This is a genomic window from Streptomyces sp. NPDC020731 (genome assembly GCF_044334705.1).
Classification (GTDB): Bacteria; Actinomycetota; Actinomycetes; order Streptomycetales; family Streptomycetaceae; genus Streptomyces.
In genome coordinates this window covers 49,567-69,769 of sequence record NZ_JBIRTN010000021.1, presented here as the reverse complement: position 1 = coordinate 69,769, position 20,203 = coordinate 49,567, and the positions used below count along the sequence as shown (strand labels likewise).

Below are 20,203 nucleotides of genomic sequence, written 5' to 3'. Positions count from 1 at the left end.
CGTGCCCCTTTCCTCAGTAATTGCCATGAATATTACGGGAGTTGAAACATGTCCGTGCACACCGACCAGCCCTCCGTCACCGTTCTCGGTCTCGGTCCGATGGGCCGGGCACTGGCCGGCGCGTTCCTGGACGCGGGAGTGCGCACCACCGTCTGGAACCGCACGCCCGGCCGGGACACCGAACTGGTCGCCCGGGGCGCGGTCCCGGCGCCGTCGCCCGAGGAGGCGGTCGCCGCCGCCGCGCTGACCGTCGTCTGCGTGGTCAACTACGACGCCTCGGACGCCGTACTGCGCCAGGACGCCGTCACCGCCGCCCTCAAGGGCCGTACGGTCGTGAATCTGAGCGCCGACATCCCCGAACGCGCCCGGGACACGGCCGAGTGGGCCGGCCGGCACGGCGTCCGCTACCTCGACGGGGCGATCATGACCCCGACCCCGACCATCGGCACGGACGACGCGGTGTTCCTGCACAGCGGCCCCGAGGAGCTGTACCGGGAGCACCGGCCCGTGCTGGCGGCACTCGGCGGCAGCCACACCCACCTCGGGGACGAGATCGGCCGGGCGGCGGTGTACGACGTCGCACTCCTCGACATCTTCTGGACGGCGATGGCCGGCTACGCGCACGCCCTCGCCGTGGCCCGCGCGGAGGGCGTCACCGCGACGCAGCTCGCTCCTTTCGCCCAGGGGATCGCCGCGATCCTGCCGCCCCTGTTCACCGAGTTCGCGGCCGACACCGACGCCGGCACGTACTCGGGCGAGCTGAACCCGATCACCTCGGCCGCCTCGACCATGGCCCACGTCGTCCACGCCTCCGAGGCCCACGGCATCGACGCGAGCGTGATGCGCGTGATCGAGGGGCAGGCCCGTCGCGTCATCGCCCTCGGCCACGGCACGGACGGCTTCACCCGGGTCACCGAGGTGCTCGCCCACCGCTGACGAGGACCTCGGCGCCGTCGGCCACGGCGGTGAGGGGGTACGGCAGCGGTCGTGGTGGGTGCGTTCCCGGTCGAGGGCGTGCCGGGGGACGGGCTCGGGTGACGTCGTTCCACCGGGCGTACCGGAGAAAGCGAACGAGTCACATTCCTACTCGGTCCCGGAATCGCGGCAGTGCCCCGTCCGGCGCCCCGAAGGCCCGCTCGGCCGCCGCCACCGCGTCCCCCGGACGTCCTCGATCCGCTCGCCCGCAGCGATCCGCCGCCGGTCCTCCTGCGCGAGGATCCGCCGTACGGCGATGATCCGCCCCGCCGCCGGCCGGGCGTCGAGCCCGCCCCCGGGCGCCCCGGCCGGTGCCGCCTCGGACCGCTCCAGGTACCCGTACAGCCGCGCGACCAGCGCCGGGGTTGCGTGCAGCAGCGTGCGGAAGGCCGGCACCTCGGGGTCGTCGTCGAGCCCGGTGACCGGACCGCACCGCCGGAGCCCGTCCGGGAAGTGCCGCCGCGGCGCCTCGGCCGGTACCGGCCCCCGCGCGGCCTCGTGATCGGCGATCCGGTACAGGACGAGGTCCTCCTTGGCGGGGAAGTACCGGAAGATCACCGGCTCGGAGATCTCGGCCGCGGCCGCCACCCCGGCGACGGACACGGCGTCGAAGCCGCGCTCCGGGAAGAGCCGGACGGCGGTGTCCGAAACGGTCCGGTGCATCCGCCGCTTCCTGCGCTCCCGCAGGCCGGTCCCGCTCGTGCGGCGAGCCTGCGCGCCCGGCCGGTGCGGCAGGTACCGCGGAGTTCCGCTCACTCGGAGAGCCGGTCCCAGACCGAGTCGAACCACTGCCTCATGCCGTCCACGAAGACGGAACCGGGGGCGGTCGGGTCCTCCTCCGTCTTCTCGTGGTGGGTGAGGGTCGCGCCGAGGCCCAGGGCGTCCAGGGCCGTGATCGTCTCGTCCTGCCCCAGGTTCACGGGCCGCTCGACGATCTCGTACATGCCGTGCAGGACCTCGACGTCGTTGAGGAGGTAGAGCTTGAAGGCGGGGATGAGCGGTGTGTGCCGGATCCGCACGTCGACGGAGGGCACCAGGTTCTCGCTCCGCAGGTAACCGAGCATCTCGAGCAGCGACGTGGTGTGCCACTCGGTGATGGTGCGCATCCGGTCCCGCATACGGGGGTCCTCCGGATCGTCCTTGACCCGGGGGTAGGGCAGCGGCCCCGTCGAATCGGGCAGGAGCATGCGCAGCGCGATGCTCCGGGGGGCGATGAGACCGCTCCGGATGCGCTCCGTCTGGACCCGGATGTGCGCGTCGAGGGACTCGGACGTCAGCGTGTAGACGTCCAGGGCGACTTCGGGCTGCTCGAAGGCCTCGCTGATGAACGGGCCCAGGGTCACCACGCCGCCCAGCCTCCTGGCCCGGGCCGCCGAGGTATGGATGTGCTGGGTCTTGACCACCCGTGAGCCGCTGTTCGGCCGCGTCGCGATCCAGCCCTCGTCCTCCAGCTCCCGCAGCGCCCGCTTCACGGTTTCGCGGGAGACTCCCAGCTCCTCGACCAGGTCACGCTGCGACGGCAGGAAGGACTGCAGCGGGTACGTGCCGTCGGTCACCCGCCTGCGCAACTCGTCGGCGATCCGCTGCACCTTGTTGCCTCCGCCTTCGCGGGGCCGCTGCCCGTTCACATGGGGACCGTACCGCTTTCAGGCAACCGGGAAACCCAGTTCTGCCCAACTGGACTTTTTATTAGTCCGGTTGGTTAAGGGATCAAGTGGCATGGGCAGACCAGATTCACAATAAGCAGTCCAGTTGGACTACTAGTGGGCGTTCCACCGGAAGTGGAAGGGAGATGGTCGGACGTGCCCCTGTTCCCCGTGCTCACGGCACTCGGCGAGTTGTCCGTGGGACTGCTCGCCGAGGCGAAGCTCGGCGCCCTGGGCGTGGCGCTCCTGTTCGTGATCGGCGTGTGGGTGAGGACGCGCCGCGACGGACCCGCCGTCGCGGCGGCCGTGGTTCTCACCGTGCTGATGATTCAGGCCTGAGCCTCGGCGCGGACCAGCCGGAGGACGGTCTCCATCGAGTACACGATCACCGTGGCGCCCGCGTTCCGCAGGAGCCTGTCCTTGCGTTCGTTGCGCGCGTAGCCGAGGAAGGGCACGCCGGCCGACCGGGCGGCGAACAGGTCCGACGGGGAGTCGCCGATCATCAGGGAGGTCTCCGGAGCGGCGGCCATCGCGTTCAGGGCCCGGTTGATGCAGTGGGGATCGGGTTTGAGGTGGCCGAGCTCCCGGGTGCGGCCGTAGAGGTGGGGGCCGAAGCACGGAGCGAGGCCGCGACCGGTCAGGTACGCGCGCACGGCACGCGGGGAGTTGTTGGTGGTGACGGCAGGCCGGACGCCCACCGCGGTCCAGGTGCGGATCAGCGGGTCCGTGTACGGAGTGGGCATCGCCGAGGCGGTGGCCCGCACCTCCTCCTGGGTGAGGCGCTCCTCCAGCTCCGCGACCAGGTCGCTGTCCGGCTTCCGGCGGCCGACGGCGCGCAGGACGACCTGCGGGTCGAGGGACCCGCGTTCGTCCTCCGTCAGCAGGTCACGCAGGTCACGCCCCTCGAGCCAGGAAACCAGGTCGCCCGCCACCCGCTCCGCCGAGTGTCCGGCGAACAGGCGGCAGACAGGGCCGTCGAAGTCCCACAGCACGACGCGGGCGCCTTTAACCAGTTCTCGCAGATCGTCGAGTTCGCTCTCGGTCCCGGTCGTCACCGGGCCGGTCCGTGTCGTCGTCTCAGAAGTCACTAGGAGAGTGTCAGGTCCGTGGTGATGGTTTCCCAGAGGGCGTCGAACCACTTCTGGGATTCCTCCACGAACGCCCGGTCCCGCCGGCCGGTCTGCCTGGCGAAGGAGAAGAGCAGGGACTGGGAGCCGAGGGCGTTGTACATGTCCAGGGTCCGGTCCTCCCACTCCTCCTCACGCCGGGCGATCCTGTAGTAGCTGAACAGCGCCTTCTCCCCGTTGAGCAGGTACAGCTTCACCGGCGGGGTGAACGGCAGCGCGCGGAAGGAGACCCGCACGTCGATGCCGTGGGTGGCACGCAGGGAGAGCAGGTTGTGGCGCAGCACCTGCCCCTGGGCGTTGCGCTGGGCCAGCCACCGCTCGTGGAGGAGGCCGCCGTCGCCGTCGCGCCCCTCGACCGGCACCGGGAAGGCCAGGTTGATGTCCCGGCCGGGCAGCAGGACGCGGACGTCGACCGACTCGGGGAGGGTACGGCCCTCGTGGATGCGCCGGACCGGTTCGCTCAGCGCCATCATCAGGCTCTCGGCGGTCAGGCACACCACGTCGATCCGCACCTGGGCGGACGAGAACGCCTCCGTCAGGAGCGGCGCCAGCCCCACCATCGTCGGCTGGGGTTCCTCCCGGACGGGGGCCGGTTCGGCGATCCGCGGCGGGCTGCCCTTGCTGACGTTGCTGAGCAGGCCGTCCTCCTGGAGGGCGCGCAGGGCCTGGCGAACGGTGCCGCGCTCCACGCCGAACTCCTCGGCCAGCTCGGCCTGGGTGGGCAGGCGGTCGCCCGCCTTGAGCTCACCGGCCCGGATGCGTTCCCGCAGGATGTCGGCGATCTCCTGGGGCGAGAGTCTGCTGCTGCCGTTCACTGCCGCGTTCTCCTGGGTCACGACCAAACGTTACAACTTCGACCTACCTGAAGGGAGTTGCTTGAAAGTTGTTTGCAAGTAGGAGCCAAGTGGGGACAACCTATGCAAAGTTGGCTGCCAACTTCTCGGAGTTGGTGGCCCTTTGATTCCGCCGCCCCGCCACACACCGAAGGAGGAACACGCCGTGCCCGTCCCCGCCCTCGTCTTCGCGGTCCTGGTCGTCACCGTCGAACAGCTCGCCCAATGGGAGTACGGCGCGGCCGGCATCCTCGGCCTGTTGCTGCTCACCATAGGCATCAGGGCCAACAGGCCGGGGGTCAGCTCCGCCGGAGCGGTCCTGCTCGCGCTGCTGGTGGCGAGGCCGGCCCTGTGAGGAGCCGGCGCCGCCCCGGCCCGGTGGGAGATGTCAGCCCCTGAGCACCAGTTCCGAACTGATGGTCCCCCACAGTGCGTCGAACCACCGGCGCGACTGCTCCACGAACGTGGTGTCCCGCGGGCCGGCCCCCTGCCCGAAGGCGAACAGCGGGGACCGGGTGCCCTGCGCGTCGTACGTCTCCAGGTACTCCTGGTCGATCCGCGCCCTGCCGCGCGTCAGCGTGTAGTAGGCGAACAGCGCCTCCGCACCGTTGAGCAGGTACAGCTTCACCGGCGGGGTGAACGGCAGCGCGCGGAAGGAGACCCGCACGTCGATGCCGTGGGTGGCACGCAGGGAGAGCAGGTTGTGGCGCAGCACCTGCCCCTGGGCGTTGCACTGGGCCAGCCACCGCTCGTGGAGGAGGCCGCCGTCGCCGTCGCGCCCCTCGACCGGCACCGGGAAGGCCAGGTCGATGTCCCGGCCGGGCAGCAGCACCCGGACGTCGACCTTGGCCGGTTTCAGCCGCCCGGAGTGAATCCGGCACAGCGGCTCCCCGACGGCCAGGGTGAGCGAGACCGCGGTCAGGCAGACGGCGTCGATCTCGACGTGCTCGGCCTCGAAGGCTGCGGCGATCCTGGGCGCGAGGCCCGCGGTGGTGGGCAGCGGGGGCACCGAGGGGCCGGTCGGCGCCCTGCCGGGGTCGTCGGCGACGGTCGCCGGAACGCCCTTGGAGGCTTTGGTCAGCAGTCGCTCGGACTGCAGGATGCGCAGCGCCTGGCGTACCGCGGGGCGCTCCACGCCGAACTCGGCGGCGAGCTGGGCCTGCGTGGGCATGCGCCGGCCCGGCTGCAGCGCCCCGGACCTGATCCGTGCGCGCAGTTCGTCGGCCACCTCGCGATGTGTTCTCCGTGACCGCTGTGGCTTCTTCCGCCCATCGACGGAGGCGTGTTCCGGGTCCACAGCTGAACACTACAACTTCCCGCCATCTTCGGGCAGTTCGGTGAAGGGTGGTTACAGGCCTCTCCCAAGTGGCTATAACTAAGAGCAAGTTGGTAACCAACTCCCGCAACCTGGTCGGCAGCTCCAAGGGTTGGCCGTCAGGGAAAGGGTGGGGAGCCACGAACAACTAGGGGGACCGCCATGCCGCTCATCGCCATCGTCCTCGCAGCCCTGGCCATCGGGTTCGAGCAACTCGTCCAGTGGAAGTACGGGCCGATGGGAATCATCGCCTTCGTCGCCCTCACCGTGGGCATCAAGGCACGCAACACCGTGATCAGCGGCATCGGCGCGGTCATCCTCGTGATGCTGCTCGCCCAGTCCGGCTGACAGCACACCGCACGGACCGCCGGCCGGGCTCCCTTCCGGAGGGGAGCCGGGAGTCCCGTCGGCGGGCACCACCCGCACGACAACCACAACCGAACAGCTCGCTACGGATGAGTCACCCGTCGTCGGCGGAAGGAGGAAGGCAGCAGGAGCGCGAGAGCGACAGCGCTCAGAACACGTCCGGGCACCACGGTCGCCTGGAGGTACGCAGCAGGGCGTCGGCCTGACGGGCGGCGCCCGCTCGTTCTTCCCGGACCCGGCCCAGCGCCGCCAGCCGCACCGCCGACTCGTCCCCCAGCCACAGCACGGCCAGCTCGGCGACGTCCAGCGTGAGATCGGCGCTCCCGGTGGTCGGCACACAGACCCCGGCGCCGTCCGCGGACGCCTCCAGCCGGTAGCGCCCCCCGGCCAGTCCGGCCCGGTCGGCCACCTCCAGCACCAGCGACCCCGCGGCCTCGTACGTCCGCGCCCGAAGGGCCCGTACGACGTCCAGGATCCGCACCCACAGCCAGTCCGCCTGCGTGGTCACGGCGGCGGCGCGCGGGTCCGGAAGGAAGTGCGGGAGCAGATCGTCGGGCGCCCGCCAGCCGCTCCTCACCTTCACCACCCAGTCGATCGAGCACAGGTAGAGCCACAGCGCGCGCTCGGCCGCCGGGGTCACCCCGGTCAGCCACTTCACCCGCGCCGTGTTCAACGGCTGCTTGGTGTCACCCCAGTTGTCGTCGGCCGTGTAGGCGACCATGCCCTCGACCTCGCCGCCGGCCGAGCGGTACACCGCGTAGTACGGCTCCTGGAAGGCCGGGTGGAAGCGCACGGCACCGGTGGTGACCTTCCACCACAGCTCGTCCCGGCTGACGGCACCCGGCTGTGTGCGGCGCAGCCGCTCGTGCAGCTCGGGGCCGAGCTTGCGGACGTCCTCCGCGTCCACGAGGTCGACCCTGCCGCCGTCCTCCGGGCCCGAACGGCGCGGGTCGAGACCGGCGCGCGGCACGTCGATCGTCCACTCGGCCGCCGTGGTGGCCGGCCCGAAGCCGTACCGCCCGTAGATCGGGTACTCGGCCGCGATCAGCGTCGCGACGACGTCCCCGCGCTCCTTCGCGGCGGCGAGGTCCTGCGCCATCATCCGGGTGAGCAGGCCGCGACGGCGGTGGGTGGCGGTGACGGTGACGTTGGTGACGGCGTCGGCGGGCACGGTCGCCCCGCCGACCACCGTGAGCTCCTGCGCGAAGGACCGGAACGTCGCCACGCAGCGCCCCCCGTCGAAGGCCCCGACCGACCGGCCGGGCGTGAACTGCGCCCGGCGCGTGTCGAGGATCTCCTCGGACAGGGTGGGTTCCCGCAGGAACCCGGTGTTCAGAGCCCGTTGCCAGTCGGCGAACTCGGACTCGGTGATCGGGCGTACGTCGATGCCGGCGCGGGAGGTCATGGGCTCACGGTAGGTCGGCCGCGCGCCGGGTGTCGAAGAGGTTTTCGCACCCCCCTCACACGAGCAGGTCGTCGACCTGTGCCTCCCCGTCCCGGTACCGGCGCGCGATCTCCGCGCTGCACTCGTCGGCCGTACGCTGCAGCCGCTGCCGCCGCCGGGACACCTGCTGCTCGTACCGCACGAGCCACCCCATCGCGGTGCTCAGCTCCACGTCCGTGCGCGCGCCCAGATCGGACAGCTCCACCTCGGCGAGCATCTCGGCCGCCAGCCGCCGGTACTCCTCGCCCCGCGGCGTCCCCAGCGTCACATGCCGGGCGGAGGAACGGTGCCGGGCCGGGGTGTCCCGCAGGATCTCCCCCAGCCGCTCGACGACGGACGCCTCCTTCGGCGCGACGACCGAGGGCGCCTCCTTCGGAAGGCGCCGGGCCAGCTCCGCCCGCAGGATGTCGATCCGCCCCTGCAACAGCCGCCGCACATAACTGAGGTCGGCCTCGTCACGCTGCGCGTCACGCCGCACCGTACGCAGCTCGGCCAGGCTGAGCACGATCAGATCGTGCACCGCCCGGTCCTCGGGCAGCACCGGGCTGTCCGTGCGCTGTGTGGGCGGCCGGCGGAACTCCCGCTCCCCGATTCCCGCTTGGGTCAACGAGACAGCCCCAGGAGGCTGTCCGATCCCTGGTGTGCTCATGTGCCTCACCCGTCCCCTCGACCGGCATGTGCCAGCATCGTGCCACCCCGAGCAGCCACATTGTGAGCGAGTGCCCCCGATCCGCCCCAGATGGGCGTTAAGGAGTAAAAGTAGCCCGTCCGGGGTCCCTCGTGGGCCGACGTCGTCCGCCTGTTCGCCGACCGGCATGATGGTCGTATGCGAGCAGTGGTGCAGAGGGTCGACGGCGGATGCGTGGTCGTGGACGGCGAGACGGTGGGGGCGATCGAGGGCGAGGGACTGTGCGTCCTCGTCGGCGTCACCCACGAGGACACCAAGGAGAAGGCGGCGCAGCTCGCCCGCAAGCTCTGGTCGGTCCGGATGCTCCAGGACGAGAAGTCGTGCAGCGACACCGGCGCCCCACTGCTGGTGATCAGCCAGTTCACCCTTTACGGCGACGCCCGCAAGGGCCGCCGCCCCACCTGGAACGCCGCCGCACCCGGTGACCTCGCCGAGCCGCTGGTCGACGAGGTGGTCGCGCGGCTGCGCGCGCTGGGCGCGACGGTGGCGACGGGCCGCTTCGGCGCGAAGATGCGGGTGTCGCTGACCAACGACGGCCCGTTCACCGTCCTGCTGGAGATCTGAGCCGTACGGCTCAGGGTTCGACGACGGTCTCCTGCGCCGCCGCCGTCTCCCCGGCGAGCAGCCGCGCGTCCACCGGTACGTTCCGCTTCACCAGGGCCAGCGCGACCGGCCCCAGCTCGTGGTGGCGTACGGACGTCGTGACGAACCCGATCCTGCGCCCCTCCGCGCCGTCGTCCGCGACCCGGATCTCCGTCCCCGGTGTCGGCAGATGGACCTCGCTGCCGTCCAGGTGCAGGAAGACCATCCGGCGCGGCGGCTTCCCCAGGTTCTGCACCCGGGCCACCGTCTCCTGCCCCCGGTAGCAGCCCTTCTGCAGATGCACGGCGGTGCCGATCCAGCCCAGTTCGTGCGGGATGGTGCGGTGGTCGGTCTCGAAGCCGAGCCGCGGCCGGTGCTGCTCGACCCGCAGCGCCTCGTGCGCGAGGATCCCGGCGGCCGGCCCGGTCTTCCCGGCGTAGGACTCCAGGTCGCCGCGCGGCAGGAACAGATCCCGCCCGTACGGCGTCTCCCGCGCCACGACACCCTCCGGCACCTCCGCGATGGACCCGGCCGGCAGGTACACCACCGCGATGTCGGCGGTGCGGTCGGCGACCTCGACCCGGTAGAAGAACTTCATCGACTCCAGGTACGCGATCAGCGCCTCCTGGCTGCCGGGCTCGACGTGCGCCCAGACCGTCTCCCCGTCGTCGACCAGGTAGAGCGCGTGCTCGATGTGGCCGTTGGCGGAAAGGATCAGCGCCTCGGTGGCGCGGTGCGGCGGCAGGTCGCTGACGTGCTGGGTGAGCAGCAGATGCAGCCAGGCCAGCCGTTCCGGACCGGAGACGGTGACGACCCCGCGATGGGACAGGTCGACGAAACCGGTGCCGTCGGCGAGGGCGCGCTGTTCGCGGAACAGGTCGCCGTAGTGGGCGGCCACGCCTTCGTCCACGCCCTCGGCGGGAACGGCGCCGGGCAGGGTCAACAGGGGGCTCTTCATACGCCCAAGCCTACGACTCGGTGGTCGAGGCCTTCAGGCAGTCCTCGCACCGGCCGAAGATCGCGAAGTGCTTCATGTCGGTGTCGAAGCCGAACTGCTCGCGCAGCTTGGCGGTGAACTCGGCGGCCACCGAGAGGTCGGCCTCGATCACGTTGGTGCAGTCCCGGCAGACCAGGTGGATGTGATGGTGCCGGTCGGCGAGGTGGTACGTCGGCGCGCCGTGCCCGAGGTGGGCGTGGCTGACCAGGCCCAGCTCCTCCAGCAGCTCCAGTGTGCGGTACACGGTGGAGATGTTGACCCCCGACGCCGTCTTCCTCACTTCGCCGAGGATGTCGTCGGGGGTCGCGTGTTCCAGGGTGTCCACGGCTTCGAGCACCAGCTGCCGCTGCGGGGTCAGCCGGTAGCCGCGCTGCCTGAGGTCGCTCTTCCAGTCGGTGCTCACCACACCACGAGTCTAGAGCGACCCGTGCCCCGTCGAGGGAGGCCCACGTGAAGAATGCCTACTTGAAGAAGGCGATCCCGTCGTCCGGCATGTCGTCGGGCAGGGCCTTGGCCCAGCGCTCGACCTCCTCCGGGGTGACGACCTTCTTCAGGTGCGCCGACATGTAGGGGCGCAGCTCGACCTCGGGGGTCTGCTTCTCGCCGACCCACATCAGGTCGCTCTTGACGTAGCCGTACAGCCGCTTGCCGCCGTTGTAGGGCCCCGAGGCGGCGGTGCGCGCCACCGCGTCCGTGACCAGGTCGATCTGCGGCTTCCTGTCGGCCAGCTCGCCGTACCAGATCTCGATGACGCCGTTGTCGCGGGTCATCGTGACCTCGACCTTGCGGCTCGCGTCGATCCGCCAGAAGCCGTGCTCGGACTCCAGCGGGCGGACCTTGTTGCCGTCGCCGTCCAGCACCCAGGTGTGGGAGCCGTACTCCAGGAAGTCCCGGCCGTCGTGGGTGAACGTGACCTCCTGGCCGAAGTTGCACTTCTCGGCGCCGGGGAAGTCGTGCACGCCCGCGCCGGCCCAGTTGCCGAGCAGGAAGGCGAGTGGGACGAGGTCCTTGTGCAGGTCGGACGGGATCTCGATCATGAGCGGAACTTCCTGGCGTCGGTGATCAGCGCTGGCCCTGGTACAGCTTCTTCACGGTCAGCCCGGCGAAGGCGAGGACGCCGACGGCAACCAGGACCAACAGGATTTCGAAGAAGAGTTCCACGGGGTGCTCCTTGAGCGGGGGTGCGGTGGTGTGCACGGGCCGGGCCCCAGCTTACGCGGCCGGGGCCGGCCCCCGTCGTGCGAGGTCCGCCCTGCCGGGCCTCAGCCCAGCAGCTGGCTCTGCAGCACGACCGTCTGCCGGAACGGCACGGCGGGCGCGGTCCCCTTCCGGGACTGCAGCACGACGGCGAGGACGTCGCCGGCGGCGAGGTAGGCCTGGCGGTCGTGTTCGGCGCCGTAGGGCCTGATCTCGTTCTGGGCCGAGCGCTGGACCCCCGCGACCTCCGACTTCACCGGGAACGACTCGTCGTTGTCGACGCTCTCGGCACCTCGCACCGGATAGGCCGAGACGAACGAGAAGTGGGGCATGAAGAAGCCCTCCTCCACCACACCCGCCGTGTCGAACCGCAACAGGTAGATCCTCGTCCGGGTGCCGTCCTCGGTCGTCCAGCCGCGGGCCGCGATGTGCCGCAGACCGTTGTCGACGAGCTCCTGCCGGAAGGTGTCCCGGTCGTCGTCCTCCGCGTACTCCTCGAGGAAGTCGTCCGTCGCCAGCCAGCCGTCCTCGCCGCGCAGCGCCTTGTTCTCCTCGGCGCCCTCGGGGGCGGGCAGCAGGAGGGCGCGCAGGTCGGCGTGGTGGGTGCCGGCCGGGTTGGACTCCGCCTGCGGTCCGGGGCTGCCGGAGGGCAGCGGCGGCTTCGTCAGCTCCGGGTAGTCCCACCGTCCGTCGGAGGCGGTCGCCAGGCCGGGTACGTCCGTCCGTTCCATCCGGGTGATCCCGTACGCCGTGCCCGCGCCGGCCACGGCGAAGACCACGACGGCGGCGGTCCAGCGCAGGGCGGCGCGCAGCACCCGGCGGTCCTTGCGCACCGGCGGCCCGGGATCGGCCACCACGTCCGGTGCGGCCGGCGGCTCCGCGGGCGGGGCGGGTACGAGGGTCTGCGGCTGCTCGGTCATACGGCCTTCCCCGGTTCGTCGATACGGTCGAGCTGCTCGCGGAACAGTGCGGCGACACTCCTGGTGTCCAGCGGCTTCGCGCCGTCCGCGGTGAGGGTGACCAGGACGTTCCCGACACGGGCGGAGCACTGCATCATGTCGAGGTCGGTCTCCGCGTCCGCGGGCGGCAGGAAGCACTGGGCGTCCTTGTGGCCCTTGATCTCCGGCCCCTTGCGGAAGATGTCGAGGGCGTCGAGGAACTCGGTCTGGAACCGCGCGAAGTCCCGCACGGCCGCCTTGTTCTCCATCCGGGCGAGCACGATACCCACGGTGTGGACCTCGTCCTCGTTGTAGACGCTGTTCGATCCGCTGGTGTAGCTGCGCATCGCCATGCCCTCGACGCGCCAGCTGTCGATCTCCTTCTCCAGCCGCTTGCGCTGGGAGCGCGGCAGATCGCGCAGCGACTCCTTCTGCAGCGCCGTGGCCCGGGCGCCGCTGAGCTGCGCGTCGGAGCCGAACTCGCCGAAGTCGGGCCCCGGGAACCAGTGGTCGTACCCGTACGGCACGAGCATCGCGGCCAGCCCCTGCGCCTTGGGCGCCTTGTCCTCTGCGGCCGCCGCCTCGGGGAACTTCCATTCGGGTGCGGCGGCGTCGCGGTCGGCGCCGTCCACGGTCACCACGGTGTACCCGACGCCCGTGACGACGGCGCCGGCCAGCAGCACGGAGCCGACGACGGACGCGACACGGCCCCACCGCACGGGCCGCTTCACGGGAGTCGCGGCGGGGGCGCCGTCGGGGACGGGCGGCAGGGGTGCCGGGCTCTGCGTCTCGTTCACAGCCGCTCCATCTGCCGCTCGGCCAGGTCCATGATCATTTTCTTGGAGACGGGCTTGCTTCCGTACACCCAGATCTCCATGGAGATGTCGCCGCGCCAGGCATGCGCCTCCGCGGCGTACAGGGGCTCGTAGCCGGGTTCGGCGTGGGGGTCGTTGTGGACGTACGCCCTGCCCTTCCGGGTACCGGGGACGGCCCAGCTGTCCGTGTCCTCCGCGTCGTCCGCCCAGTACTGGCTGTTCTCGACGTTGCCGGCGGCCGCCAGCCCTTCCTCCTGGCGGAACTGGACCAGCCGGATCTCCACGCTGTAGTCGTCGTCGTCGAGCCAGCCGACGACGGCCGCCCTGCGGAACCCGTCCATGGCCATCTGTCCGAACATCGAGCCGGACTCCTCGTAGTAACCGGCGTACTCGGCGAGGTCCATCCAGCCGTCCTCGCCCATCGGCCAGTCGGGCTCCTGCGTGCCGCGCGGCTTCTTCAGCAGCAGCTCGCGCAGGTCGCCGTCGGTCTTCACGCGGCGGTCCCGGTCGGCCGACAACGGCTCGGGCGCCTCGCCCTTCGACTGTGCGAGCACCGGCTGCGACAGCGGCGGCAGCCTGGTGGGCTCGCGGTCGGCCTGTACGAGGTATCCGGTGCAGGTGCCGGCGACCACGCCGAGCACGGCCGCGGCGGCGATCAGCGCAGCCGTCCGCCCCCGCCGGCGTTTCCGGGACGCGTCCGGGGCCGGAACCTCCGGAGATTCCGGGTCCGGGCCGGCCTCCGGCACATCCGCCGGTCTCGGCGCATCCGCCGGTCCCGGCGCATCCGGGGCGTCGGCTGCTTCTTCGGGCTGTTCCAAGGCGTCCCCCACAGAAGGTGAAGCGCGTATTCCGTCTACGCGCGCACAGGAGACCCACAGGCTGCGACCGAAGTTGTAGCGATCATGATTACGATTCGGTCATGGCGAAGAAGCTTGTGATCAAAGTGACGGCGGGAACCGACGCACCCGAGCGCTGCTCGCAGGCGTTCACGGTGGCGGCGGTGGCGGCGGCCAGCGGTGTCGAGGTCTCCCTGTGGCTCACCGGCGAGTCCGCGTGGTTCGCCCTGCCGGGCCGTGCGGCCGAGTTCGAGCTGCCGCACGCCGCCCCGCTGCCCGACCTGCTGGACTCGGTCCTGGCCACCGGCCGGATCACCCTGTGCACCCAGTGCGCGGCCCGCCGCGACATCACCGAGAAGGACGTCATCGAGGGCGTACGCATCGCCGGCGCGCAGGTCTTCGTGCAGGAGGCGATGGCGGACGGGACGCAGGCGCTCGTCTACTGAGCGGCCCGCCCTACCGGGGCCGCCTCTTGCCGTCCAGCTCGTCCCACCACTCGTCGGACTTGGGATCGCCGGACGGATCGTCCCACCAGCGGTCCTCCGGCCCCCGCCGGTTGGCGACCATCGCGGCGACCGGCGGGATGACCATGGCCACCAGGCACATGCCCACGGCCGCCGGCACCGACCACAGCCGCACCACGCCCCAGGCCAGGACGAACAGCCCGATGCAGGTGCCCATCAGAGCGAAGTAGGCGTGCCGCCTGCGCGCGTACATACGTCCAGCGTAGGTCCGGGCACGCCGAAGGGCCGCACCCCGGGCGTCCGGCCCGTGGGGTGCGGCCCTTTCAGCCGTTCCCGTGTCCTCAGACCGCGATCGCGACCTCGGCCAGACCGCCCTGCTGGGCGACGACCGTGCGGTCGGCGGTGCCGCCGGGCACCAGGGCGCGGACGGTCCAGGTGCCCTCCGCCGCGTAGAAGCGGAACTGTCCGGTGGCGGAGGTCGGGACCTCCGCGGTGAACTCGCCGGTCGAGTCCAGCAGACGGACGTAGCCCGTCACCGGCTCGCCGTCACGTGTCACCGAACCCTGGATGGTGGTCTCACCGGGCTTGATCGTCGAGGCGTCCGGGCCGCCGGCCTTCGCACCGCACATGTCGTACTCCTGGGGGTCTGGAAAGGTCGGTGGTGAGGGATTACTTGGCCGGGCCGAGCTCGATCGGCACGCCGACGAGGGAGCCGTACTCGGTCCAGGAGCCGTCGTAGTTCTTGACGTTCTCCACGCCGAGCAGCTCGTGCAGCACGAACCAGGTCAGCGCGGAACGCTCACCGATGCGGCACAGCGCGATGGTGTCCTTCGACAGGTCGACCTGCTCGTCCTCGTAGAGCGCCTTGAGCTCGTCGTCGGACTTGAAGGTGCCGTCGTCGTTGGCGTTCTTGGACCACGGGATGTTGCGGGAGGTCGGCACGTGGCCGGGGCGCTGCGACTGCTCCTGCGGCAGGTGCGCGGGGGCGAGCAGCTTGCCGGAGAACTCGTCGGGCGAGCGCACGTCGACGATGTTCTGCGCACCGATCGCGGCCACGACGTCGTCGCGGAAGGCGCGGATGGACGCGTCCTGCGGCTTGGCCCGGTAGTCGGTCTTCGGGCGCTCCGGCACCTCGTCACCGGGGACCAGCTCGCGGGCGTCGAGCTCCCACTTCTTGCGGCCGCCGTCGAGGAGCTTGACGCTCTCGTGGCCGTACAGCTTGAAGTACCAGTAGGCGTACGAGGCGAACCAGTTGTTGTTGCCGCCGTAGAGGACGACCGTGTGGTCGTTGCCGATGCCCTTGTCCGACAGGAGCTTCTCGAAGCCCGCCTGGTCGACGAAGTCACGGCGGACCGGGTCCTGCAGGTCCTTGGTCCAGTCGATCCGGATGGCGTTCTTGATGTGGTTCTTCTCGTAGGCGGACGTGTCCTCGTCCACCTCGACGATGGCGATGGTCGGGTCGTCCAGGTGCTCCTGGACCCAATCGGCGTCTACCAGGACGTCGCTGCGGCTCATGCTTCTTCTCCTCCGGGGCAGTTGCGGCGGGGCGTGCGGGTGAGAGGGTGCGCGCGGCCTGACGGGGTCGGCGCACGGATGCCCTCAGCGGGGCGGGGATGCGGACGGTGCGGCGTCCGCTCAGAAAGTGCGACAGAGCATGGCGGCGACGCGGCACAGGTCCACTGCCCGCCGCTTCGTGAGATCCGCCTGTCCCCTCGACCGGAGGACGCTCGTCTGACACTGCATGGGTCCGATCGTAAGGACGGACGGGTACGCGTGTCACCGGCGTGTCGCATGTTGAGACACGATCGTCCGCGATATGGGATGCACGCCCCTGGAGGCCGCCATTCCCCCACCCCGCCCGCTCGGGCGACCGCAGTCACACCTGCCCTACGGACACGTCCGTCTCACTTCTCGGACAGCGCCCCCGCCGAACCCCTCCTTATCCGACGAGACGGACGTCGGAACCCTTCACCGTGATCTCCACCCCGTCCTCCGCGGCCTCGACCTTGTCCAGCCGGATGCCGCCGGGCAGTCCGTCGATCTTCTGCTCGAAGTCGGTGATCCGCCGCACGCTGGACTCGACGATCTCGACCCCGCCGAACTCCGGTACCGCGTCGGCCTTCACGCGCACGGTGTCGCCGTCCACGACCGTCACGGAGCTGAGTACGGAGACCGGCTCGGGCAGCTCGGCACCCAGCACGGTGGCTTCCACCGCGACCTTGATCTTCCCGTTGCCGCCGTCGGACAGGCCGACGACCCGGGCGGTGACTCCGGGGGCCACCCGGCCGGGCTCGGACGTGGCGTTCTTGAGCAGCTCGTCGTAGGCGACGGTGGCCGTGCCGGTGGCGCTGTCGGCGACGGCGGAGCTGAAGTCACCGGAGAAGTCGACGCCGTTCATGTCCGCGCGGAGGTCGGCGATGCGGATCGTCCGGGTGCCGTCGCCGGTGCCGGCCTCGTAGTCCTGGATGCCCACCCGCACCTCGTCGAGGGTGCCGCCGGCGAGCTGGGTGAGGAACGGGAAGCCGTTGATCGACACGTCGGGGGTGTCCGCCAGGTTCTCGGTCGCCTTCAGCCGGTCGGCCGCCTCGCCCTCGGCGAAGCTGACGGCCACGCGGTCGACGATCACGAAGATGCCGCCGAGTATCACCATGACGATCAGCAGTATTCGCAGTGCGCGCATGCGGTCTTCCCCCACCTGGCTGTGACGACGGCGGTCGTCGACGACCGGGCGGCCGTCCCTGCGCGAGGGTAATGCCGGGGAGGGCGGGGGGCGGGGAATTGTAGATCGCTTGTGACAAGGGGCCCGCCCCACGGCACGGCCGTCAGGTGAGGACGCGAGCCAGGGTGTGGACCGCGGGGGCCGCCGCGGCCAGGGGGAGGGAGACGCCCGCCGTGAAGTGGACGAAGCGGGACGGGTAGTCGTAGCCGGCCGCCCTGTGGCCGATCAGCGCGCAGGCCGCCGCGCCCGCCCCGAGCAGCACACCCGCCGAACCGTCGACGGCGAATCCCGCCCCCGCCGCCGCCAGCAGCGCGACCACCACGGACACCGGCGTCGGCAGCGGCAGCGCCCGCGCCACCACCCCCGCCGCCACGGCGACCGCGCCCACGGTCACCGCGGACGCGTCCGCCGCCAGATACCCGCCCGCCATGACCGCCAGCGCCGCCGCCACGACCGTCGCCATCAGGCCGTACATCCGCTCGTCGGGATCCGCGTGCGACCGCAGCTGCAGCACCAGCGCCAGCAGCACCCACACGCCCAGCGTCCCCAGGATCGCCGCCGGCGACCGGTCGGACACCAGCAGCGCCGCATCCGCGGCCAGCGCGCCGAGGAACCCCAGCGCGATCCCCTGCCGCGCCGGCCACATCCCGTTCAGCCGGAACCAGCCCGCCGCCGTGAGCCCCTGAAGCACCACCAACGGCACCAGCAGCGCGTACGTTCCCAGCGCCGCCCCACCGGCCAGCAACAACCCCAGCAGCGCGGTGAGCACCGCCGGCTGCATTCCGGGCTCGATGATCGGCGAGCGCCCCTCGGCCCGCGCCCGCTGCGCGTCCGTGACACGCGGGTTCCCGCCCAGCGTGGCCGGCCCGTACCCGGGCCCGGCAGCCGACGGAGGAACCGGAGCAGGCTCGGGCTCAGGAGGGACCGGAGCGTACGCGGCCGCCACCGGCGACTGCATCTGCGTCTCCCACGTCTGCCCCTGCCACTGCTGCGTGTACTGCTGGTCCGCGTACGGATCCTCGTACGCCTGCTGCTGCCCCGGCCAGGCGCCCTGAGCCTGCTGCGGATCCTGGTACGGGTCGTACGCCCCGTACGGCTGGTTCGTCATCGCTCACCCTCCTGCGAACGGCGGAAGCACCTCGACCGTGCCGCCGTCGGCCAGCCGTACCGTCTCATGCGTGCGTTTGCCCACGGGATCGCCGTCGACCAGGAACGAGCACCGCAGCAGCACGCGCGTGAGTTCACCGGGGTGCCGCCCGCGCACCGCGTCGAGCGCTCCGGCGAGCGTGGCCGCCTCGTACGCCTCCTCGGCCACCCCGGCCGCGGCCTTGGCGGCGGCCCAGTACCGCACCGTGACCTTTGCCATCTGCTGATCCTCATCAAGTTGACGGTGAACACCGTCAGGCTAGCCCGCCCGGCCCACCACCCAGTCCCCGATCCGCCCCAGCAACGCCTCCGGCGCCGCGTTCTCCGCATGCCCCATGCCGGGCTCGACCCACAGCTCCCCGTGCTCCCCGGCGGCAGCCGCCAGCATCCGCGGATGATCGAGCGGAAAGTACCCGTCCTGGTCCCCGTGCACGATCAGCAACGGCGTGGGCGCGATCCGGGGCACCGCCTCGACGGGCGACACCGGCACCGGATCCCACTGCCGGTGGTGGATCCGCGTCCGCAGCCCGTACCGCCCCACCAGCCGCCCGGACGGCCGGGTCACCAGCCAGTGCAGCCGCCGCATGGGGGCGGTCCCCCGGTAGAACCACCGCGCGGGCGCGCTCACGGAGACCACGGCGTCGACCCCGGCGTCCCGGCCGGCCGCGGCGTGCCGCAGCACCACCGAGCCGCCCATGGAGAAGCCGACGGTGGCCACCCGCGCGTATCCCAGCTCACGCGCCCGCCCCACCACCGCCGCGAGATCGAGCACCTCCCGGTCCCCCACGGTCGACCGCCCGCCCGACGCCCCGTGCCCCCGGAAGGAGAACGTCACGACACCGCCGTACCGCGCGAAGGCCCGCGCCACCCGCCGCACATGCGGCCGGTCCGCATCCCCGGTGAACCCGTGCGCGATCACGAAAACAAGATCGCACGAAGGAGAACTCCCCGGTTCGTATACGGAATCGATCGCCACCCCGTCCGCAGTGCGCAAGAACGTCCGCAAAGGCACACGGTCCCGCGTTACCTCATCCGTCTCGGGATATGGACGAATGGCGGATGGAACGGTGGATCGCGCCACATGACCTGCCCGACCGGTGCTCATGTCGGCTATTCTGCTGCGAAGAGGACTCGGGCAGTGAAGCCCCCGGGTCCTTTTGTGCTTTCGGAAGCGTTGTATACGACGCGGGAAACCGCCGGTGTACGGGCCGTCGAACGCACGCAGCAATGCCACAGACGTCCTCGCAGGGACCGAGGAGGAATCAGACGTTATGGGCAAGCGAACCGTGCACGAGCGAACGACGACGACCCGAACCGATGGGGTGCGATGAGCTCTCTGCTGCTCCTGACCAACGCGCTCCAGCCGTCGACGGAGGTGCTTCCCGCCCTCGGCCTGCTGCTGCACAACGTGCGCGTGGCCCCCGCGGAGGGCCCCGCCCTCGTCGACACCCCCGGCGCCGACGTGATCCTGGTCGACGGCCGGCGCGACCTCCCGCAGGTCCGCAGCCTGTGCCAGCTGCTGCGCTCCACCGGTCCCGGCTGCCCCCTCGTCCTGGTCGTGACCGAGGGCGGCCTGGCCGCCGTCACCGCGGACTGGGGCATCGACGACGTCCTCCTGGACACCGCGGGCCCGGCCGAGGTCGAGGCACGCCTGCGCCTCGCCATGGGCCGCCAGCAGATCGTCAACGACGACTCCCCGATGGAGATCCGCAACGGCGACCTGTCGGTCGACGAGGCGACCTACTCCGCGAAGCTCAAGGGCCGGGTCCTCGACCTGACCTTCAAGGAATTCGAACTGCTCAAATACCTCGCGCAGCACCCCGGCCGGGTCTTCACCCGCGCCCAGCTGCTCCAGGAGGTCTGGGGTTACGACTACTTCGGCGGCACCCGCACGGTCGACGTCCACGTACGACGCCTGCGCGCCAAACTCGGCCCCGAGCACGAGTCCCTGATCGGCACCGTCCGCAACGTCGGCTACCGGTTCGTCACTCCCGAGAAGCCCGAGAAATCCGAGAAACCGGCGCGCGCCGCGGAGGACGGCAGGACCAAGGAGAAGACGGACACCGCGGAAGCGGCCTCATCCAGGCTGTGATGCGCCCTGCCCGCCCCGGGTAT

The 20,203-nt window shown here is 71.1% G+C and carries 27 protein-coding genes and 1 pseudogene; 7 read left to right on the top strand and 21 right to left on the bottom strand.

Features of this window, described 5'->3' with window-relative positions:
* Window positions 1–48: 48 nt before the first annotated feature.
* Window positions 49–936: an NAD(P)-dependent oxidoreductase gene (locus tag ACH4VX_RS28710; RefSeq protein ID WP_398371351.1), complete on the top strand. Its 888-nt coding sequence runs from the start codon at window positions 49–51 to the stop codon at window positions 934–936.
* A gap of 139 nt (window positions 937–1,075) precedes the next feature.
* Here ACH4VX_RS28710 and ACH4VX_RS28705 read toward each other — a convergent pair.
* Window positions 1,076–1,638: pseudogene (locus ACH4VX_RS28705) on the bottom strand (TetR family transcriptional regulator).
* A gap of 89 nt (window positions 1,639–1,727) precedes the next feature.
* Window positions 1,728–2,603, bottom strand: a complete 876-nt coding sequence (locus ACH4VX_RS28700) for a winged helix-turn-helix domain-containing protein (protein WP_398371350.1) — start codon at window positions 2,601–2,603, stop codon at window positions 1,728–1,730.
* Between the two features lie 174 nt (window positions 2,604–2,777).
* Between ACH4VX_RS28700 and ACH4VX_RS28695 the strand changes: the two genes are divergently transcribed.
* A complete protein-coding gene (locus ACH4VX_RS28695) occupies window positions 2,778–2,960 on the top strand; it encodes a hypothetical protein (RefSeq protein WP_217128711.1) in 183 nt (60 codons plus the stop codon).
* On the opposite strand, the gene ACH4VX_RS28690 is transcribed toward ACH4VX_RS28695, so the two are convergent.
* Both ACH4VX_RS28690 and ACH4VX_RS28685 read right to left on the bottom strand, forming a co-directional pair.
* On the bottom strand, window positions 2,951–3,709 hold the full coding sequence (locus ACH4VX_RS28690) for an HAD family hydrolase (RefSeq protein WP_398371348.1): 759 nt from the start codon (window positions 3,707–3,709) through the stop codon (window positions 2,951–2,953). The genes ACH4VX_RS28695 and ACH4VX_RS28690 overlap by 10 nt on opposite strands.
* Window positions 3,709–4,590, bottom strand: a complete 882-nt coding sequence (locus tag ACH4VX_RS28685; RefSeq protein WP_398371346.1) for a GntR family transcriptional regulator — start codon at window positions 4,588–4,590, stop codon at window positions 3,709–3,711. The genes ACH4VX_RS28690 and ACH4VX_RS28685 overlap by 1 nt, the downstream gene beginning before the upstream one ends.
* A gap of 157 nt (window positions 4,591–4,747) precedes the next feature.
* Between ACH4VX_RS28685 and ACH4VX_RS28680 the strand changes: the two genes are divergently transcribed.
* The gene (locus tag ACH4VX_RS28680) at window positions 4,748–4,936 is read left to right on the top strand and encodes a hypothetical protein (RefSeq protein ID WP_398371344.1); all 189 of its coding nucleotides are present in this window, start codon (window positions 4,748–4,750) and stop codon (window positions 4,934–4,936) included.
* 33 nt (window positions 4,937–4,969) lie between these two features.
* On the opposite strand, the gene ACH4VX_RS28675 is transcribed toward ACH4VX_RS28680, so the two are convergent.
* The gene (locus tag ACH4VX_RS28675) at window positions 4,970–5,878 is read right to left on the bottom strand and encodes a FadR/GntR family transcriptional regulator (RefSeq protein WP_398371342.1); all 909 of its coding nucleotides are present in this window, start codon (window positions 5,876–5,878) and stop codon (window positions 4,970–4,972) included.
* A 180-nt stretch (window positions 5,879–6,058) separates the two neighbouring features.
* Between ACH4VX_RS28675 and ACH4VX_RS28670 the strand changes: the two genes are divergently transcribed.
* Window positions 6,059–6,244: a hypothetical protein gene (locus ACH4VX_RS28670; RefSeq protein WP_159534233.1), complete on the top strand. Its 186-nt coding sequence runs from the start codon at window positions 6,059–6,061 to the stop codon at window positions 6,242–6,244.
* A gap of 166 nt (window positions 6,245–6,410) precedes the next feature.
* Here ACH4VX_RS28670 and ACH4VX_RS28665 read toward each other — a convergent pair whose 3' ends face one another.
* Complete coding sequence (locus tag ACH4VX_RS28665) at window positions 6,411–7,667, bottom strand: GNAT family N-acetyltransferase (RefSeq protein WP_398371340.1); 1,257 nt, start codon at window positions 7,665–7,667, stop codon at window positions 6,411–6,413.
* Window positions 7,668–7,722: 55 nt separating this feature from the next.
* On the bottom strand, window positions 7,723–8,355 hold the full coding sequence (locus ACH4VX_RS28660) for an aerial mycelium formation protein (protein ID WP_398371338.1): 633 nt from the start codon (window positions 8,353–8,355) through the stop codon (window positions 7,723–7,725).
* Window positions 8,356–8,532: 177 nt separating this feature from the next.
* Here ACH4VX_RS28660 and dtd point away from each other — a divergent pair, with 177 nt between their 5' ends.
* Complete coding sequence (dtd, locus tag ACH4VX_RS28655; RefSeq protein WP_398371337.1) at window positions 8,533–8,958, top strand: D-aminoacyl-tRNA deacylase; 426 nt, start codon at window positions 8,533–8,535, stop codon at window positions 8,956–8,958.
* Between the two features lie 10 nt (window positions 8,959–8,968).
* On the opposite strand, the gene ACH4VX_RS28650 is transcribed toward dtd, so the two are convergent.
* The 6 genes from ACH4VX_RS28650 to ACH4VX_RS28625 all read right to left on the bottom strand — a co-directional run bounded on the left by ACH4VX_RS28650 (window position 8,969) and on the right by ACH4VX_RS28625 (window position 13,669).
* Window positions 8,969–9,934 carry a YgfZ/GcvT domain-containing protein gene (locus ACH4VX_RS28650; protein ID WP_398371335.1) on the bottom strand — a complete coding sequence of 322 codons (966 nt, stop codon included), beginning with the start codon at window positions 9,932–9,934 and terminating at the stop codon, window positions 8,969–8,971.
* A gap of 10 nt (window positions 9,935–9,944) precedes the next feature.
* Window positions 9,945–10,379 carry a Fur family transcriptional regulator gene (locus ACH4VX_RS28645; RefSeq protein ID WP_398371333.1) on the bottom strand — a complete coding sequence of 145 codons (435 nt, stop codon included), beginning with the start codon at window positions 10,377–10,379 and terminating at the stop codon, window positions 9,945–9,947.
* A 55-nt stretch (window positions 10,380–10,434) separates the two neighbouring features.
* Window positions 10,435–11,010 (bottom strand): FABP family protein, encoded by a 576-nt coding sequence (locus ACH4VX_RS28640; RefSeq protein WP_398371331.1) that lies wholly within the window; start codon window positions 11,008–11,010, stop codon window positions 10,435–10,437.
* Window positions 11,011–11,235: 225 nt separating this feature from the next.
* The gene (locus tag ACH4VX_RS28635) at window positions 11,236–12,090 is read right to left on the bottom strand and encodes a hypothetical protein (RefSeq protein WP_398371329.1); all 855 of its coding nucleotides are present in this window, start codon (window positions 12,088–12,090) and stop codon (window positions 11,236–11,238) included.
* Entirely contained in the window at window positions 12,087–12,905 is an 819-nt protein-coding gene (locus tag ACH4VX_RS28630) for a hypothetical protein (RefSeq protein WP_398371327.1), read from the bottom strand. The genes ACH4VX_RS28635 and ACH4VX_RS28630 overlap by 4 nt, the downstream gene beginning before the upstream one ends.
* Window positions 12,902–13,669, bottom strand: coding sequence for a hypothetical protein (locus tag ACH4VX_RS28625; RefSeq protein ID WP_398371325.1), 768 nt, complete (start codon window positions 13,667–13,669; stop codon window positions 12,902–12,904). Before ACH4VX_RS28625 ends, ACH4VX_RS28630 begins: the two co-directional genes overlap by 4 nt.
* A 173-nt stretch (window positions 13,670–13,842) precedes the next feature.
* Between ACH4VX_RS28625 and ACH4VX_RS28620 the strand changes: the two genes are divergently transcribed.
* Window positions 13,843–14,205 carry a DsrE family protein gene (locus ACH4VX_RS28620; RefSeq protein WP_398371324.1) on the top strand — a complete coding sequence of 121 codons (363 nt, stop codon included), beginning with the start codon at window positions 13,843–13,845 and terminating at the stop codon, window positions 14,203–14,205.
* A gap of 10 nt (window positions 14,206–14,215) precedes the next feature.
* Here the strand turns inward: ACH4VX_RS28620 and ACH4VX_RS28615 are convergent, their stop codons facing one another.
* The 8 genes from ACH4VX_RS28615 to ACH4VX_RS28580 form a co-directional block, all read right to left on the bottom strand.
* Window positions 14,216–14,476, bottom strand: coding sequence for a DUF3099 domain-containing protein (locus ACH4VX_RS28615; protein WP_398371322.1), 261 nt, complete (start codon window positions 14,474–14,476; stop codon window positions 14,216–14,218).
* An 88-nt stretch (window positions 14,477–14,564) separates the two neighbouring features.
* A complete protein-coding gene (locus ACH4VX_RS28610) occupies window positions 14,565–14,852 on the bottom strand; it encodes a DUF1416 domain-containing protein (RefSeq protein ID WP_040908647.1) in 288 nt (95 codons plus the stop codon).
* 40 nt (window positions 14,853–14,892) lie between these two features.
* Window positions 14,893–15,738, bottom strand: a complete 846-nt coding sequence (locus tag ACH4VX_RS28605; RefSeq protein ID WP_398371320.1) for a sulfurtransferase — start codon at window positions 15,736–15,738, stop codon at window positions 14,893–14,895.
* 120 nt (window positions 15,739–15,858) lie between these two features.
* Entirely contained in the window at window positions 15,859–15,966 is a 108-nt protein-coding gene (locus tag ACH4VX_RS28600) for a putative leader peptide (protein WP_351998383.1), read from the bottom strand.
* A gap of 196 nt (window positions 15,967–16,162) precedes the next feature.
* Window positions 16,163–16,903 carry a DUF2993 domain-containing protein gene (locus ACH4VX_RS28595; protein WP_398371318.1) on the bottom strand — a complete coding sequence of 247 codons (741 nt, stop codon included), beginning with the start codon at window positions 16,901–16,903 and terminating at the stop codon, window positions 16,163–16,165.
* A 142-nt stretch (window positions 16,904–17,045) separates the two neighbouring features.
* Window positions 17,046–18,050, bottom strand: a complete 1,005-nt coding sequence (locus ACH4VX_RS28590) for a hypothetical protein (RefSeq protein WP_398371317.1) — start codon at window positions 18,048–18,050, stop codon at window positions 17,046–17,048.
* A 3-nt stretch (window positions 18,051–18,053) separates the two neighbouring features.
* Entirely contained in the window at window positions 18,054–18,308 is a 255-nt protein-coding gene (locus ACH4VX_RS28585) for a MoaD/ThiS family protein (protein WP_398371315.1), read from the bottom strand.
* A 39-nt stretch (window positions 18,309–18,347) separates the two neighbouring features.
* Entirely contained in the window at window positions 18,348–19,193 is an 846-nt protein-coding gene (locus ACH4VX_RS28580) for an alpha/beta hydrolase (protein WP_398371313.1), read from the bottom strand.
* A 222-nt stretch (window positions 19,194–19,415) separates the two neighbouring features.
* Between ACH4VX_RS28580 and ACH4VX_RS28575 the strand changes: the two genes are divergently transcribed.
* Entirely contained in the window at window positions 19,416–20,180 is a 765-nt protein-coding gene (locus ACH4VX_RS28575) for a response regulator transcription factor (protein ID WP_398371312.1), read from the top strand.
* Window positions 20,181–20,203: the final 23 nt, after the last annotated feature.